Source organism: Staphylococcus arlettae (genome assembly GCF_002902345.1).
Classification (GTDB): Bacteria; Bacillota; Bacilli; order Staphylococcales; family Staphylococcaceae; genus Staphylococcus; species Staphylococcus arlettae.
Genome location: NZ_PPQB01000012.1, coordinates 65,820 through 83,503, shown reverse-complemented (window position 1 = coordinate 83,503; position 17,684 = coordinate 65,820). Strand labels below are relative to the sequence as shown.

The 17,684-nt window shown below is 34.9% G+C and carries 12 protein-coding genes; 9 read left to right on the top strand and 3 right to left on the bottom strand.

The window, feature by feature from the left end; all coding sequences use genetic code 11:
- Nucleotides 1-32 precede the first annotated feature (32 nt).
- The 8 genes from CD036_RS06470 to CD036_RS06435 all read left to right on the top strand — a co-directional run bounded on the left by CD036_RS06470 (nucleotide 33) and on the right by CD036_RS06435 (nucleotide 12,847).
- A complete protein-coding gene (locus CD036_RS06470) occupies nucleotides 33-1,436 on the top strand; it encodes a sugar porter family MFS transporter (RefSeq protein WP_002509024.1) in 1,404 nt (467 codons plus the stop codon).
- A 328-nt stretch (nucleotides 1,437-1,764) separates the two neighbouring features.
- A complete protein-coding gene (gene ppdK / locus CD036_RS06465; protein WP_103388233.1) occupies nucleotides 1,765-4,401 on the top strand; it encodes a pyruvate, phosphate dikinase in 2,637 nt (878 codons plus the stop codon).
- Entirely contained in the window at nucleotides 4,391-5,209 is an 819-nt protein-coding gene (locus tag CD036_RS06460) for a pyruvate, water dikinase regulatory protein (RefSeq protein WP_002509866.1), read from the top strand. Before ppdK ends, CD036_RS06460 begins: the two co-directional genes overlap by 11 nt.
- A gap of 125 nt (nucleotides 5,210-5,334) precedes the next feature.
- Nucleotides 5,335-6,822, top strand: coding sequence for a cardiolipin synthase (gene cls / locus CD036_RS06455; protein WP_103388232.1), 1,488 nt, complete (start codon nucleotides 5,335-5,337; stop codon nucleotides 6,820-6,822).
- A 192-nt stretch (nucleotides 6,823-7,014) separates the two neighbouring features.
- A complete protein-coding gene (gabR, locus tag CD036_RS06450; protein WP_103388231.1) occupies nucleotides 7,015-8,400 on the top strand; it encodes a MocR-like transcriptional regulator GabR in 1,386 nt (461 codons plus the stop codon).
- 186 nt (nucleotides 8,401-8,586) lie between these two features.
- Entirely contained in the window at nucleotides 8,587-9,900 is a 1,314-nt protein-coding gene (gabT, locus tag CD036_RS06445; RefSeq protein ID WP_103388230.1) for a 4-aminobutyrate--2-oxoglutarate transaminase, read from the top strand.
- A gap of 93 nt (nucleotides 9,901-9,993) precedes the next feature.
- Nucleotides 9,994-11,373: an NAD-dependent succinate-semialdehyde dehydrogenase gene (locus tag CD036_RS06440; RefSeq protein WP_103388229.1), complete on the top strand. Its 1,380-nt coding sequence runs from the start codon at nucleotides 9,994-9,996 to the stop codon at nucleotides 11,371-11,373.
- Between the two features lie 94 nt (nucleotides 11,374-11,467).
- Nucleotides 11,468-12,847, top strand: coding sequence for an APC family permease (locus CD036_RS06435; RefSeq protein WP_103388228.1), 1,380 nt, complete (start codon nucleotides 11,468-11,470; stop codon nucleotides 12,845-12,847).
- An 885-nt stretch (nucleotides 12,848-13,732) separates the two neighbouring features.
- On the opposite strand, the gene CD036_RS06430 is transcribed toward CD036_RS06435, so the two are convergent.
- Together CD036_RS06430 and CD036_RS06425 are read right to left on the bottom strand one after the other, a co-directional pair.
- Nucleotides 13,733-14,626 (bottom strand): fructose bisphosphate aldolase, encoded by an 894-nt coding sequence (locus tag CD036_RS06430; RefSeq protein WP_103388227.1) that lies wholly within the window; start codon nucleotides 14,624-14,626, stop codon nucleotides 13,733-13,735.
- Between the two features lie 150 nt (nucleotides 14,627-14,776).
- Complete coding sequence (locus CD036_RS06425; protein ID WP_002509873.1) at nucleotides 14,777-15,502, bottom strand: class I SAM-dependent methyltransferase; 726 nt, start codon at nucleotides 15,500-15,502, stop codon at nucleotides 14,777-14,779.
- 210 nt (nucleotides 15,503-15,712) lie between these two features.
- Here CD036_RS06425 and CD036_RS06420 point away from each other — a divergent pair, with 210 nt between their 5' ends.
- On the top strand, nucleotides 15,713-16,696 hold the full coding sequence (locus CD036_RS06420; RefSeq protein WP_103388226.1) for a Gfo/Idh/MocA family protein: 984 nt from the start codon (nucleotides 15,713-15,715) through the stop codon (nucleotides 16,694-16,696).
- Between the two features lie 128 nt (nucleotides 16,697-16,824).
- On the opposite strand, the gene CD036_RS06415 is transcribed toward CD036_RS06420, so the two are convergent.
- Nucleotides 16,825-17,286, bottom strand: coding sequence for a DUF805 domain-containing protein (locus tag CD036_RS06415; RefSeq protein WP_021459668.1), 462 nt, complete (start codon nucleotides 17,284-17,286; stop codon nucleotides 16,825-16,827).
- Nucleotides 17,287-17,684: the final 398 nt, after the last annotated feature.

Sequence of the window (17,684 nt, the reverse complement as noted above, 5' to 3'; positions counted from 1 at the left end):
CACTTGGCTTATTAAAAAAGAAGGTGAATGGGATGAAAGTACAAAGTAAAGTATCAAATCAATTTATTTATTTTTTCGGTGCATTTGGGGGTATTCTGTTTGGTTATGATATTGGTGTTATGACCGGAGCATTGCCATTTTTACGTGAAGATTGGGGCATTAATAGTGGGTTTATTATTGGCCTTATAACATCTTCAGTCATGTTAGGAGCAATATTTGGTGGTATTTTAGCAGGACGTTTATCAGATAAATTAGGCAGACGGAAAATGATTTTACTGTCAGCAATCGTGTTTATTATAGGGTCAATTTTATCAGGTATTGCACCTCATAATGGCAACTATTTCTTGACGATTTCACGTGTCATATTAGGTTTAGCTGTAGGGGCAGCATCTGCATTGGTGCCAGCTTATATGTCTGAAATGGCACCTGCCAAATATCGTGGTCGCTTGTCCGGTATGAACCAAACGATGATCGTTTCAGGTATGTTATTATCTTATATTGTTGATTATTTTTTACGTGGATTACCAATTGAATTAGGATGGAGACTAATGTTAGGTATTGCGGCATTACCAGCTGTTATATTATTTATAGGTGTGTTACGATTACCAGAATCTCCACGCTTTTTAATTAAAAATAATAAATTTGAAGAAGCTAAAACTGTATTGAGTAATTTACGTCATAATCAAAATATCGATGTAGAACTACGAGAAATTCAAGATACAATTGCTAAAGAGCAAAAAACACAAGTTAATAATACATTAGCAACTTTATTTACTGGGAAATATAAATATTTAGTAGTAGCAGGGTTAGGTGTCGCTGCCTTCCAACAATTCCAAGGTGCCAATGCTATATTTTATTACATTCCGTTGATTGTGGAACAGGCAACTGGTAATTCAGCGAGTAATGCTTTAATGTGGCCAATCATTCAAGGTGTCATTTTAGTTTTAGGCTCATTATTATTTATCGCAATTGCGGATAAATTTAACCGTCGTACTTTACTCATGTTGGGCGGTACAGTTATGGGGTTATCATTTATTTTACCAGCTGTGATTCATATGATTGCACCTAATACTAATCCAATTTTAATTGTGGTCTTTTTAAGTATTTATGTAGCATTTTATTCATTTACATGGGCTCCATTAACTTGGGTTATTGTCGGTGAAATTTTCCCACTAACTATTAGAGGATTTGCATCTGGTGCAGCTTCATCATTAAACTGGATCGGATCATTCTTAGTAGGTTTGTTATTCCCAATAATGACAGCTTATTTCTCACAACAAATTGTCTTTGCTATTTTCGGAGTAATTTGTATCTTAGGTGTACTATTTGTGAAAAAATGTGTGCCTGAGTCACGTGGTCGTACTTTAGAAGAAATTGAAGCAATTGGAGAACAACAAAGTGTAAAACAAACAACTGCACATGTAGAAAAAATATAATTAACATTATATTGGAATAATTTAACTAAAGAAGTAGCGTCAATTTCTATTGAGATGATATAGAAATTGACGTTTTTTGTGTATTTATAAAATTTTGTAGCATTACAGAAAGCAATATTTTTGTGCAGTAAGGTTAATAATTTTACTAAGTGATAAATAAGATATATTAATAACTCGAGCGCTTTGTTATAACTTATTACTGGTTAAATCTATTATCAAAAAATAGAATTTTCTGTAAATATTATACATTTTAGTTGTCTTTTTACCATTAATATGACATACTCTTATTCATTAGTATGACATATTAAACAATTAGAGGTGATATAGTATGACAAAATTAGTATATGCTTTTGATGAAGGACAAAAATCAATGAAAGATTTGTTAGGTGGTAAAGGGGCCAATTTAGCAGAGATGAAACGCTTAGGTTTACCTGTACCTGATGGATTTACGATTACGACTCAAGCTTGCATTGAATATCTTGAGCACGGAAGTAAGTTATCTGAGGAAGTGGTAGCACAACTACAAACACAACTTGACTTATTTTCACAACGTACGAGTAAATCATTTTCATCAGATGAACAATTGTTACTTGTATCTGTGAGAAGTGGCGCCAAAATATCAATGCCTGGTATGATGGATACTATTTTGAACTTAGGATTAAATGATGACAATGTAAAAAAATTAGCGCGCAAAACCAATGATGAACGTTTTGCTTATGATTGTTACCGTCGACTGTTACAAATGTTCGGTGAAGTGGTCTATAATGTGCCAATGACAGCATTTGATGCATACTTTGATAAATATAAAACGGACCATGGCTATGACAATGATGCAGATATACCAGCTGAAGGTTTGAAAGAAATTTGCGAACACTACAAATCATTATATGTTGAAAAAGTTTATAAACCATTTCCTCAAGAACCAACAGTGCAATTAACAGAGGCTATCGAAGCTGTTTTTAAATCGTGGGACAATGATCGTGCACGTGTTTACAGACAGTTAAATGACATACCGTACGAAATAGGGACAGCAGTCAATATTCAAGAAATGGTCTTTGGTAATAGTGGGGAACGTAGTGGTACTGGGGTGGCATTCACACGTAATCCAGTAACGGGTGAAGCGAAATTGTTTGGAGAGTATTTATTAAATGCACAAGGCGAAGATGTGGTGGCAGGCATACGTACTCCTAAAGATATTGCTTCATTAGAAGAACAAATGCCTCATGTACACCAACAATTTGTCAGCGTGTCACAACAGTTAGAACAACATTATCGAGATATGCAAGATATAGAATTTACAATCGAAAATGAGCAACTTTATATTTTACAAACACGCAATGGTAAACGAACGGCAAATGCTGCGGTAAATATTGCCGTCGACTTGGTCAATGAACAAGTGATAACAAAACAAGAAGCGCTGACTAAAGTTGAAGTGAAATCAATTGAGCAACTACTTCATCCAAATTTTGATGATGAAGCTTTAACAAAGGCAACTGTTATTTCAACAGTAGGATTGCCAGCCAGTCCTGGGGCTGCGAGTGGGAAGGTTGTCTTCTCGGCTGAAGAAGCAAAAGAACAACATGAACAAGGTGAAAAGGTTATTTTAATGCGACCAGAAACATCACCAGAAGATATTGAAGGTATGGTTGCCAGTGAAGCAATTGTGACAACGCATGGCGGTATGACTTCACACGCAGCAGTAGTTGCTAGAGGTATGGGCAAATGTTGTGTTACAGGCTGTGCAGATTTAGAAATTAATACAACGGAAAAAGTTGTTACATACCCTGGTGGTACACTAGCTGAAGGGGATATTATTTCAGTTGATGGTGCCAAAGGTGATATTTATGTAGGAAAAATAGCAACGATTACTGCTGAACACAGTGAAGCATTTGAACAATACATGACTTGGGCACAAGATATTGCACGTTTATCAGTACGTATGAATGCGGAAACGGTACCTGATATTATTGCGGGCTATCAATTTGGCGCTACAGGTATTGGTTTAGTGCGGACGGAGCATATGTTCTTTGCACCAGAACGATTAATTGAAATGCGTCGTTTTATTTTAGCGCATACACAAGAACAACGTATTACAGCTTTAAATACAATTGGTGGTTATCAAACGGAAGATTTTGAACAAATATTAAGACAATCTGGTGAAAAACCTACGATTATTCGACTACTAGACCCACCATTACATGAATTTTTACCACGTTCTGAGTCGGAAAAAGCGCAAGTGGCTGAACAGCTTGGTGTCACTGTGACAACACTTGATAAACATATTGAAAGCTTAAATGAAGTAAACCCGATGTTAGGACATAGAGGGTGTCGTTTAGCTATCACTTACCCAGAATTATATGTGATGCAAGCTGAGGCAATAATGAAAAGTGTAATACGCCTAAAAGAGGAAGGTATCGATACAAATCCAGAAATTATGATTCCGTTAGTGTCAACTGTTGAAGAATTTACTACATTGAAAACATTGATTACAGAACGTATTGAAGCATTAGCACAAGAAACAGGACAGGATTTACATTACTTGATTGGCACAATGATAGAAACACCAAGAGCATGTCTAATTGCAGCTGAGTTGGCAACAGTATCTGACTTCTTTAGTTTTGGGACGAATGATTTAACACAATTGACTTTTGGTTTTTCACGTGACGATTCAGGTAAGTTTATAAATGCTTATAGCAATCAAGGTATATTAGAACAAGATCCTTTCCAAACTATAGATAAATCTGGTGTGGGAGAATTAATTAAATTGGCTTCAGTGCAAGCAAAACAAGTGAATCCTAATATAAAAATTGGTGTGTGCGGAGAACTTGGGGGAGATGAGAAATCTATTCACTATTTCAATGATTTAGAAATTGATTATGTTTCTTGTTCACCATATAGAGTACCGGGAGCTATTTTAGCAACAGCACAAAGCGAAGTAGAAAGCGGGCGATTGAGTGTCAAATAATGTTCAAACAGCACAACTAAGTATTTTTGTCATTTCTGATTCTATTGGTGAGACAGCGCAACGTATGGTTCATGCTACATTATCACAATTTCCTGAATTGAACCAAGTCGCGATTAAAAAGTTTCCATTTATTCAAAGTAAAGAAGAGCTTATGAATATTTTAGAGTTGGCAGTTGCAGAACATGCAATCGTCATTACGACGCTGGTCAATCCTGAATTTAATGCACTCGGTAAACAATATACACAAGCACATCAATTACAATATATTGATTACATGACAGACTTAATTGATATGATTCAACAACGGACTGAGAGTCAACCGATTTTGGAAAGTGGCGCACTTCGCAAACTGGATGAACAATATTTTAAACGAATTGAAGCTATTGAATATTCAGTGAAATATGATGATGGCAAACACTTTACAGATATAGGTGAAGCGGATGCATTGATTTTAGGTGTGTCACGGACGTCTAAAACACCACTTAGTATGTATTTAGCGAATAAAGGATATAAAATAGCTAACATTCCGCTAGTGCCAGAGGTCGCTATTCCAGATGAAGTATTTAAAAATAAAAAATTAAAAGTATTTGGCTTAACTGCTAGTCCCAATTATATTATGAATATTCGTAATGAACGAGTAAGAGTGCTTGGTTTGAGTGGTCCTACGAATTATAATAGCGTTGAACGCATTAAAGAAGAATTGGCATATGCTGAAGAAATATTTCATAAGTTAAATGCTGAAGTCATTAATACGGAATATCGTTCAATTGAAGAATCAGCATTTCATATTGAACAATATTTAACATAAAAGGCGAAAAACAGTTGTAGTCATAAAATTGCTACAACTGTTTTTTTTGCGTGATCTATAATGTTGTGTTTAGATAATAAAGGGTAATAACAATGATATAGCTTAGAGATGGCGAGGTGTTAGCAATGCAAATCATATTAGATCCAGGTATTAGTCCTATTTATAAAGGAATATTACTATTTTTCTTTGTGATTAATTTAGGATTAGCTTTTATTATTATATTTTTAGATCGTGACCGGCGTGACGCTACTGCTACGTGGGCATGGCTGTTATTATTATTTGTAATGCCAATTTTTGGTTTTATAATGTATATATTCTTAGGCAGAATGGTGAAGCAAAAACGAGCACTAAGTATTAGTGAAGGTAAATTAATTGAAGATGATAAACAACGAGTGAATCAACAACTTGAAGATGCAACAGATTATGTGGTTGATACGGAGCATCAAATTACTAAAAAACATTCTGATATTGTGCATACATTATTAACACGAGAACAATCATTTCTTAGTAATAATAATAAAGTTGATATATTTACTGATGGACGTAAGTTATTTGAACAAATGAAAGAAGATTTAAGAAATGCACAAACATACATTCATATGGAATATTATATTTTAAAGTTAGATGGTATTGGTAATGAAATCCTTGAAATATTGGAACAAAAAGCGAGTGAAGGATTAGAAGTTAAATTATTGTACGATGCAGTTGGTTCAAAGTCATTACATAAATCGCGATTTAAGCAATTTCAGCAAAACGGTGGACAAGTAGAGGCTTTCTTTAAAGCGGTAATTATACCTGTGAACTTTAGAATAAATAATCGAAATCACCGGAAAATATTAGTCATAGATGGTCACAAAGGTTATGTTGGTGGTTTTAATATCGGCGATGAGTATTTAGGAAAAGATAAACAAATTGGTTATTGGAGAGATACGCATTTAAGAATTCAAGGTGATGGTGTTGATGCATTACAACTTAGTTTTATAGAGGATTGGAATTCACAATCACGTCGAGAACAATTGGATTATAGTGATAAGTACTTTCCGAATAATGCTCAATCTGAAGGTAATGTGATGATGCAGCTCGCGCTAAGTGGACCTAATGATAATTGGCATCAAATAGAGTTTGGCTATTTAAGAATGATTATGAGTGCGAAAAAATCGATTTATATCCATACCCCGTATTTTGTTCCAGATCGAGGTTACATTAACGCTTTACGGATAGCTGCTAAATCAGGTGTAGAAGTCCATATGATTATACCGAATAAACCGGATCAACCATTAGTTCATTGGGCAACTTTAGCAAGTGTTGCATTATTAATTGAAGACGGTGTCAATGTCTATACGTATGAGAATGGTTTTATTCATTCGAAAATGCTCTTGATAGATGAAGAAGTAGCGAGTGTAGGTTCTGCAAATATGGATGTACGTAGTTTCGAATTAAATTTCGAAGTGAATGCATTTATATATGATGAAACCATTACACAACAATTAAGAGCAGCTTTTAACGAAGATTTAAAAGTATCACAAAAATTAACGCAAGAACGCTATGAACAACGTTCAGGTTGGGTTAAGTTCAAACAATCAATTGCTAAATTAGCTTCGCCAATATTATAAAAAAGCTAAGTATTAAAGCTGAAAGCTGCAATTAATAATAGTTAAAGTTAACAGTACAGAAGAGATCCAGATGATAGAATCAACGTTTAGTCAATTGGTTACTGTCTCGTGGGTCTTTTTATTGTACGATAACAGTTGTCGTAAGCGTAAAAATCGCTACAATGATAAGTAAGTCGGATAAGGAGGATACATATGCAAGAAAGTTCAGTGAATTACATTTATCGCCAACTGTATAATGACTTGAAGGATGATATTTTGGCATATAAATATGAAAGCCATGAAAAATTACCATCTAAAAGAGCAATGGCACAACACGCTAATATTAGTGTAAATAGTGTGAAGGCAGCATATGAGCAATTATTGGAAGAAGGCTATATTTACACCCAAGAGCGCAAAGGTTATTACATCGAACCTTTAGAACAATTAATTGTAAAACCACAAACTCAAATTCAATTGGAAGATTACTATAGAGAAGCAGCACCACAATATCAATATTCTTTTTCACATATGAGTACTAATATCGAAAACTTTCCGATGGAGACATGGTTAAAGTTACAAAAACAAGTGTTTAGACAATTTACGTCACGACTGTCTTCGATACCTGAGTTTAAAGGGCCTATGGAACTAAGACAAACTATTGCTAAATTGGTATCTTATAAACGTGGCATTCATTGTCATCCAGAACAAATTATTATTGGGTCTGGGACGAATGTACTACTCAAACAGTTGTTAGATGTAATGGAAGAAGATAGTAAAATTGCTGTAGAAAATCCTGGTTATTCCAGATTTAGAGATTTACTCAATCGATCACAAAAAGTAACCATTCCTGTATCGTTAGATAATAAAGGTATCTCAATAAAAGCTTTAAAAGCATTAAATCCTAATTTAGTAATAGTCACACCGTCACACCAATTTCCGATGGGGACAATTATGCCGATTTCTAGACGTATAGATTTATTAAACTGGATGACACAAACGAATGGTTATATAGTAGAAGACGATTATGACAGTGAATTTAAGTATAATACTGATAATATTCCATCTTTGTATAGTTTTGATAAAAGTGGACGAGTTATATATTTAGGAACATTTTCAAAAACATTAATGCCCGGCTTACGCTTAAGTTATATGATTTTACCAACGTCGTTAGTCAAACGCTTTGAAACTACGAATCATAATGTAATTCCAGATTTTTCAATGCTGAACGCACTAACATTATACATGTTGATTAAAGATGGACATTATGAACGCTATATTAAAAAAATGCACCATATTTATGAAGAAAAAAGAATAAAGTTAATTAGAGCATTGAAAAAAGAATTTAAAGATAAAATTACTATTAAGGATACGAAAGCAGGCTTACATTTCATTGTTGAAGTGAAGACGAATTATAGTTACACGGAAATAGAAAGTCGTGCGCACGAACATCAAGTTGAGTTATATACAATAAATAGATTTACGGTGGAACCTGTAGGCGAAACGACAGCAACCAAAACATTGATTATCGGTTTTGCCAATATAGATTTGACTACAATGAGTAAGGCTGTGTCAACATTAAAAGCGATTCTTATCAAGTAACTGGTACCATATATTTTAGCTATCTGGTCCTTTACATCATACCAAGAATATTTTAAATTTTTAGAAAATAGATAAATTTCCAAATGGGATAACCATCTGTTTGGGTAGTATCGTAAAGATACGTTAGTGGAAATGTAACCGCTTTTTTGGTGGTTCATATTATAAACAGAAAACGGGGGTCTAGATATGACTAAAAATTCAAATGATTATCAAGCGCTAAGAGAAACATATGTGGCAAGAGGGGTAGGCAATGGTAACCTACACGTAGCAGATTATGCTAAAGGTGCAACTATTACTGATATTGAAGGCAATGACTTTATTGACTTTGCAGGTGCTATCGGTACATTGAATGTAGGACACTCACATCCAGAAATTACCGCACATTTAAAAAATCAGTTAGATAAATTTATACATCCAGGATTTAATGTCATTATGTATGAAAGTTATTTGAAATTAGCAGAAAAACTTGCACACATTACTCCAGGTGATTTTGCTAAAAAGACAGTATTACTGAACTCTGGTGCAGAGGCAGTAGAAAATGCTGTGAAAATTGCTAGAAAATATACAGGCAGACAATCAGTTGTTTCTTTTGTCAGAGGTTTTCATGGCCGAACAAACTTAACTATGTCTATGACTAGTAAGGTACGTCCGTATAAACTTGGATTTGGACCTTTTGCACCTGAAGTTTACCAAGCACCTTATCCTAACGTAGCAGAAAAAGCTGATAATGTATCGCAAGAAGATTTTGAAGCACAAGCTATTGCACGATTAGAAGACTTCTTTATTGAAACTGTAGATCCTGAAGAAGTAGCTTGCGTCGTTATGGAACCAGTACAAGGTGAAGGTGGTTTTATTATTCCGCCAAAATCATTTGTACAAGCAGTGAAAAAAATTTGTGAAGCGCATGGTATTATTTTTGTAGCTGATGAAATCCAAACTGGTTTTGCACGTACGGGTAAATTATTTGCCATTGAACATTTTGATGTTGAGCCAGACTTAATGACTGTATCTAAATCTTTAGCAGCAGGTTTTCCTTTAAGCGGTGTCGTTGGTAAGGCTGAAATTGTCGATAGTGCAAACCCTGGAGAAATTGGTGGTACCTATGCAGGGAATCCATTGGCATGTGAAGCGGCGTTAAAAGTTATTGAAATCATTGAACAAGAACAGTTAAACGAAAAAGCAGAAACAATAGGACAAGCTATCGAAGATAAATTGAACGCTTTAAGTGCGACACATAATTTTATACAACATACACGTAGGTTAGGAGCAATGGTTGCTTTCGAAGTTATCGATCCTCAAACTGGTAAACCAGATAAAGCATTGACTGCTAACATTGTAAAAGTTGCTAATGAACAAGGCTTGTTATTGTTGTCTGCTGGTATTAAAGGTAACGTCATACGCTTCCTAACGCCGTTAGTGATTACAGATGAAGAACTTACACGAGGCTTTGATATTTTAACGGCAGCATTAAACGAAGTAACTTCAACACAACAAGTATAATATAAGTAAGACAGTATTGTGGCTTAAACGTATTGACAATTATCTGTTTCAATATCGAGCTTTACTGTTGAAATAATAAAGGGGGTCATTGTGATGACAAAATTAGAAGTAATTAATCCAGCAACAGAAGAAGTAATATCTACTTTAGATTATACGCCTGAAGTTGAAATCAATGCTCAAATAGATCGTGCTCAAGAGGCATTTCAATCGTGGAAAGTCATAGATGCACATGAACGTGCAGCAACATTATATAAATGGGCGGAACTCATTGATAATAACATTGATGAATTAGCAGAGCTTATCACATTAGAAGGTGGCAAGCCGTATGCAGAAGCTAAAGGTGAAGTAACTTACGCTAATTCGTATGTGAAATGGTATGCCGAAGAAGCTAAGCGTGTGTATGGACGCACAATCCCTGCCAATACATCAGATAAAAAGATTCTCGTAGATAAATTTCCTATTGGTGTAGTAGGAGCTATTACACCATGGAATTTCCCTGCAGCTATGATTACACGTAAAATTGCGCCTGCAGTAGCGGCTGGTTGTACAATTATATGTAAGCCAGCTGTTCAAACGCCACTAACGACAATTAAGTTAATTGAATTAGCACATGACGCAGGTTTTCCAGAAGATGTTATTTCTTATGTCATTGCATCAGGTAGAGATGCAGGTGAGTTATTCACGAGTCATGAAGCCATTCGTAAAATCACATTTACCGGCTCTACACCAGTCGGCAAAAAATTAATTCAACAAGCGTCAGAATCGGTGAAAAATGCAACTATGGAATTAGGTGGTTTGGCACCATTTATTATTCATAGTGATGCGGATATAGATGCAGCAGTTGAAGAAACAATTGCCTCTAAATTTAGAAATGCAGGCCAAACTTGTATTTGTGCTAACCGTATTTACGTTCATCAATCCATCGTAGACGAATATACCAAAAAATTAACTGCGAAAGTACATGAACTTAAAGTAGGTAATGGCATGGATGAAGGTGTGAAAGTTGGCCCATTAATTAATAGTGATGCAGTTGCTAAAGTTTTAGATCAAGTGACAGATGCATCAACCAAAGGTGCTTCTATTTCACGTTCACTTGATGACATGACAGCGTTAGGTGGCAATTTCTTACGACCAGTTGTGATAGCGAATGCCACTCAAGATATGAAAGTAATGAACGAGGAAACATTTGGTCCATTAGCACCAGTTATGGCTTACGATGATATTGATGAAGTCATTCGCATCGCAAATGACACACCATTTGGCTTAGCGGCATATTTCTTTACTAATGATTATCGCACAGGTTTAAAATTCTATAATGAACTTGAATATGGCGTTATTGGTTGGAATGATGGTGGGCCATCTGCAGCCCATGCACCATTCGGTGGTGTCAAAGAAAGTGGTTATGGTCGAGAAGGTGCAACTGAAGGCATAGAACCATATTTAGAAACTAAATATTTATCTATCAAACAATAACTATAACACGACAACAAGTGTGTTAAGCTATCACATCGACACGCTTGTTGCCATTTATGTGGATTAATAGAATTTAATATAAGGGGTACGATATATGAAATCTCAGTTTAATAAAACAATGAATATCGTAGATGTACTGTTTTTAGCAATCGGTGCAATGCTCGGTTGGGGTTGGGTAGTATTGTCAGGTGAATGGGTTTCTACGGCTGGTTTTATCGGTAGTATTATCGCATTTGTTATCGGTGGTATTTTGGTCATTGTCATAGGTTTGACCTACGCTGAATTAGCTTCAGCCATACCAGAAACAGGTGGTGGTTTTGTTTTTGTAAAAAAAGCCTTTGCACCTGGCGTTGCTTTTATTTCAGGGTGGTCTGTGTTGTTTGGCTATGTATCAGTCATTACGTTTGAAGCAGTTGCATTACCAACAGTGATAGACTATGTTATCCCATTTCAACATCAAGGATTACTCTGGAATGTTGCAGGCTGGGATGTGTACTTAACTTGGGTACTCATCGGTTCGCTTGGTAGCATTATTTTAACATCGCTTAATTATTTTGGTGTAAAACCTGCAGCGGTATTGCAGACCGTTTTTACGATATTTATTGTAGCGGTAGGCTTGCTTTTAGTAGGTGGTGCAGGATTTAATGGTGATTTTAGTCAGCTAAAACCATTTGAAAATGGTGCAGGTGGCACATTATCTGTGTTAATGATGATACCATTTTTATTTGTAGGTTTTGATGTTATACCGCAAATTGCTGAAGAAGTAAAAGCACCAGCCAAAAAGATAGGAAGCATTTTAGTAGTTTCAATTATTGCTTCAGTTATTTTTTATTTGTTAATTGTTTTTGGTGTAGCGACAGGATTAACACCGAAAGAATTATCAACGAGTAGTTTAGCTACTGCAGATGCTATGGTAAATCTATTTGGTAGTGGTGGATTTGGTGTGTTACTTGTATTAGGTGGTGTTGCCGGCATTATCACAAGTTGGAATGCGTTTATTATTGGTGGTAGCCGTATTTTATATGCTATGGCTAAAAATGGTATGATTTCTGAGTGGTTTGCTTATATTCACCCTAAATATAAAACACCTACGCACGGCATCCTATTTCTAGGTGTCTTAGCATTTGTAGCTCCCTTATTAGGTCGTCCGGCATTACAATGGATCGTCAATGCTGGTGGAATTGGGGTCGTGTTAGGTTACTTACTTGTAGCAATTTCTTTTGTGAAACTAAGAAAGTCTCAACCAGACTTGGTCAGACCGTATCGTATTAAAAATGGTATAGCGATAGGTGTGACTGCGATTGTATTAAGTATTGGTTTTATCTTAATATATATGCCAGGTATGCCATCCTCGTTATCATGGCCATCAGAATGGTTGATTGTGTTAGCGTGGTATGTCATTGCTGCGGTGTTATATTTCACGCAGAAAAGAAAAAATTCAGTTATTACTTATCAAGCTGAAAAAACAAATTAATATATCAACATACGAGTTAAAGTGAAACTCGCTAATAAAAAAGACTAATCCTTTTTCAAGGTTAGTCTCGTACTGTCAACAAAGTTACTGGCTTTGTTGGCAGTTTTTTTGTGCGCGCTTTCCGCGGGCACTGCCTTAGCCTGTAGTCTTCGGCGAGTGCTATTCCCGCAGGAGTCGGACCAAAGCACTGCCAATACTATAGAAAAGTCTTTAGGAGAACTAATATTTAAAGTCTGTTTACCGTCAATAAAACAAAAGGGTACAGGTCAAATTTCTGGCTTTGTTGGCAGTTTTTTTGTGCACGCTTTCCGCAGGCACTGCCTCAGCCTGTAGTCTTTGGAGAGTGCTATTCCCGCAGGAGTCGGCCCAAAGCACTGTCAATAATATAGAAAAGTCTTTAGGAGAACTAATATTTAAAGTCTGTTTACCGTCAATAAAACAAAAGGGTACAGACCAAATTTCTGGCTTTGTTGGCAGTTTTTTTGTGCACGCTTTCCGTGGGCACTGCCTCAGCCTGTAGTCTTCGGCGAGTGCTATTCCCGCAGGAGTCGGCCCAAAGCACTGCTAATATGATACTAAAATATTACTTATACAAAGGCTATGTAGCATAAAATTAACGAGCCAAAGAATTCAAGAAATAGAAATAAATGTAGTTATCGTTTGTACTTGGCTATAGCTTTTAGATAAAGTACTTCATTTTAGAATTTTAAGTAAAAACTATACGTGCTTTTTACGATGCAGAGGGATTAAAAATGTTTTCAAGTATACCAGCTGATTTGTGCTACTATTAATCTAAAAAAAAGACTAATCCTTTTTCAAGATTAGTCTTTTTTGAGTCTTTATAGAAATTGATAATAATATTACTTAGGAAATATAGTGACGGATTTAGGCATTTTTATTTACTGAAGCATCGTAAATTGATTCAATCGTTTCGCCTAAAATACGGTCGAATTCTTCGTCACTTTGATTTACATTTAAATCATTAATCAATGCACGTGAGAAGCTTGCGATTAGTCCATCATTGGCTTTAAGTAAATTGTTAGCTGCTTCTCTACTATAACCACCAGATAATGCAACGACACGTACGACATTTTGATGGTTAATTAATGTTTGATATTGATTAGGATTAGTAGGAATCGTTAATTTCAGCATGACTAACTGGTCATCATTTAACTTGTTTAATTCAGTTAAAATAGAGTCAGCTAAATATGCTTCAATATCAGCTTTGTTTTCTGCGTTTATGTTGACTTCTGGTTCAATAATTGGGACTAAACCAGCAGCGATAATTTGTTTAGCTACATCAAATTGTTGTTTAACGACTAAATCAATGCCGTCTTTATTTAATTCAAGAATGTTAGAACGCATCTTAGTGCCAAAAATTTTATGCTCATTTGCGCGACTTAATAAACTATCTAATTCTGGCATTGGTTTCATTAATTGAACACCGTCTTTTTGTTCAGCCAAACCTTTATCTACTTTTAAGAATGGTACAATGCCTTTATCTGCAAGGTAATCACCAGTGTGTTTACCTTCGACTGTACGATCCATTGTTTGTTCGAATAAAATTGCTCCGACAATTTTGTCTGAAGTAAATGCAGGTGAAGCGACGATGCGAGTACGCATATCATGAACTAAATTGAACATTTCATCTTCACTATCATATTGATCTTCAGTCACGCCATAATCTTTAAGTGCTTTTGGTGTACTACCGCCACTTTGGTCTAACGCCGCAATAAAACCTTTTCCAGTTTTGATTTTTTCAAGTTGTTCTGTATTCATTACTTTCACTCCTTATATTTTATTCTCTTCTAGTATGATAAAAAATTTCGAATAACGCAATTGTTATACTATACAGTTGTAAAAGAAAGCCCACGTTTAAAAAATTATAGTTATTTACGATGTAGTGTTCGGCAAGCATAGTTTCGCTATTTATTTACGCACGCTTAGCATAAAGACAGGTGCTGGATTGTAAAAGGCATCTTGATGCTGATAAACACGTCCATGTACGGAAGTATCTGCAGTAATGTCTTCGTAACCTAACTCAAGTAATAATTGAAAGTCATAAGTAGGTCTAGGTTGTTTATTAATTGTTAAATTTTGTTTGATGGTCTCACTTTCTGTTAACATATCATCTCCGAGTTTTGCATGGGCATGGTCATTCGTGAAATCTTGATAAGATGTGAAGCTATCTTGGCCATAATTAGCATCGATATTGATTAAAATACCATCCTGTTTTAAGACACGCAGCCATTCTTGATATGCTGCTTTTGGATGTGGTAGTAACCACGTCACATTGCGTGCAATGACTACATCAAATGTTTGATTATCAAAGTTTAAAGATTCTGCATCCATAATTTGAAAATCTATAGTTTGTTGAAAACGAGCTGCGTTCTGTTGCGCAGAGTGAACCATCTCAGGAGATAAGTCAATACCGTTAACAGTTGCACCTTGTTGTGCGCATAAAATAGCTAAAAAGCCAGCGCCTGTACCAATATCTAAAATACGCATATTTGGACGAATCGTAATATAACGTGAAATTTCAGTTAACCATGATGTTGCATGGTCACTTTCCAATTCAGCTTGTTTATCTTCACTAAAAGTGGTGGCACGTTTATTCCAATAATCAATAATTTGTGTTTTGTTCGTTTGTGTCATATAACAACCTCATTAATATAAAATTTTAAGCTATGTAATGTGTAAAAGACGATTCTATTATAACAAATTGAAGTGTTCCAATGTTAATTGGTAACATGCATAAGCATATTTAGTTGCATTTTAGTAATGAATCATGAACTATAGAAAGTAAGCGCGTTACAAATTGTATTACTGTAACGATAAAATAAAACAAGGGTAGGAGATGCTGTCATGAAAATAGGGACAATTGGTACTGGTTTTATAGTCGATCGCTTTTTGTCAGCGATTGGTGAAATTGAAGACGTTAGTTGCGTTGCTATGTACACACGTAATTACGATAATGCTAAGGTGTTAGCGGACACTTACGGTATTGATACGATACATACAAATATAGATGCTTTTTTTAATGATAATACTATAGATGTAATATATATTGCTTCACCTAATAGTTTGCATTATAAGTATGCAAGTGAAGCACTCAAACATGGTAAACATGTTATTTGTGAAAAACCATTAACATCAACAGTAAAAGAAGCAGAAGCACTTATCCAATTAGCACGTGACCAAAAACTAATGCTGTTTGAAGCCATAACGACGATACATTTACCCAACTATCAACTAGCAAAAGCGCAGTTACATAAATTAGGACATATTAAAATGATTCAATGTAATTACGGAAAATATTCAAGTAGATATGATGCCTTGTTACGTGGAGAGTCACCGAATGTTTTTAATCCTAAATTTTCTGGAGGGGCGCTAGCGGATATTAATATTTATAACTTACACTTTGTGCTCAGCCTCTTCGGAGAACCTCGAGACGTGCAATATATGGCAAATAAACATGCCAATGGTATTGATACTTCTGGTATATTAACCCTGCAATATGATGATTTTCTTGCCACGTGTGTTGGTTCTAAAGATACGAATGGTATAGATTTCATACAGATTCAAGGTGAAGAAGGATTTATGCATATAGAGAATGGTGCAAACGCTTTTGATAAAGTAACATTGCATCTTAAAGATGGTCAGTATGAGTTAAATAATCAACTCACAGACAATTTGCTATACTATGAGACTGTTGATTTTAAAGAGATTTATGATCAAAGTGATTATACAAGGTGCTATGACTTGTTAACACATTCACTAGCAGTGATGAGAACATTTGAACAAGCAAGACAGACTGCTGGCATTGCTTTTGCGTCTGACCAACAATAGTTTATTAATACAAACAAAAAGCTGGAACATATGTCATGTTCCAGCTTTTTGTTTGTATTGACGGTAATCATAAATCATAAACTGAATGTTCAACAATGTAACATAATAAAGTTAGAGTTTAAAAACACTTAAAAAATATGATGTACGCGTGGATTTGAACCGTAATCATTTACCTGCTTATCTCCTGGTAGTAAAGAAAAAATCAATATCAAAATTGATACGACTAAGGAAAAAATACTAATAGGGAAAGTGATGATGATTGCAAACGTCCCTGTTGGTGCAATATAGCTCAGTAACTGCGTATACAGTATTGTAATACCGAATAATGTTGGTAATAACATTGTTCTTCCAGAATCATGTAATCTACGTGTTGATACAGCATAATCAGGAACAAAAAAGATTAAAGCGAGTAGTGTGTTTACTATTGAAATACTTTGTTCAGAAAAACTTAAAACAGTAGCACAAAAAATATTAATCACAGCTGTAAAAATAACATGATTTAATAATATTGGATACCACAGTGCTTTACGTCTAGAACGCCCCTTAAAGTTTAAAGCATTGCGCCAATATTCAGCATAAAAAGTCCACATAACATTCCCTCGTTTCATAGATAAAACAATTTTTATAATACCAATACTACTTAAAACGTGTGTCCTTGACAATAACTATTCGCTTATTGAAATAAAAATCATGGAATTTATTAATTTTTATGAGTAAGAAATAATGTTACCACGCAAAATACGAAATATTTACTTTCCGAGAATAATAAAATACATCGATAAATATGGACATATGATGTTTTGCAGAAGAAATAAAATTAGCAAGAAAATGAAGATGATATGTCAAATTGAGTTTAGGCAGTGCATGCAAAAAATAGCGTGTATTTTAATTTTTTTAAATGGATATTTATGCTATAAAAACGAATAAAAATTCATCATTGCACCGTTGTAAGATTTGTTCATTTCGTTAAATTAAAATTTAACACTAT

Coding starts and splice junctions, on each gene's coding strand:
- CD036_RS06470 (WP_002509024.1), top strand. CDS start 33: ATGAAAGTACAAAGTAAAGTATCAAATCAATTTATTTATTTTTTCGGT.
- ppdK (WP_103388233.1), top strand. CDS start 1,765: ATGACAAAATTAGTATATGCTTTTGATGAAGGACAAAAATCAATGAAA.
- cls (WP_103388232.1), top strand. CDS start 5,335: ATGCAAATCATATTAGATCCAGGTATTAGTCCTATTTATAAAGGAATA.
- gabR (WP_103388231.1), top strand. CDS start 7,015: ATGCAAGAAAGTTCAGTGAATTACATTTATCGCCAACTGTATAATGAC.
- gabT (WP_103388230.1), top strand. CDS start 8,587: ATGACTAAAAATTCAAATGATTATCAAGCGCTAAGAGAAACATATGTG.
- CD036_RS06440 (WP_103388229.1), top strand. CDS start 9,994: ATGACAAAATTAGAAGTAATTAATCCAGCAACAGAAGAAGTAATATCT.
- CD036_RS06435 (WP_103388228.1), top strand. CDS start 11,468: ATGAAATCTCAGTTTAATAAAACAATGAATATCGTAGATGTACTGTTT.
- CD036_RS06430 (WP_103388227.1), bottom strand. CDS start 14,626: ATGAATACAGAACAACTTGAAAAAATCAAAACTGGAAAAGGTTTTATT.
- CD036_RS06425 (WP_002509873.1), bottom strand. CDS start 15,502: ATGACACAAACGAACAAAACACAAATTATTGATTATTGGAATAAACGT.
- CD036_RS06420 (WP_103388226.1), top strand. CDS start 15,713: ATGAAAATAGGGACAATTGGTACTGGTTTTATAGTCGATCGCTTTTTG.
- CD036_RS06415 (WP_021459668.1), bottom strand. CDS start 17,286: ATGTGGACTTTTTATGCTGAATATTGGCGCAATGCTTTAAACTTTAAG.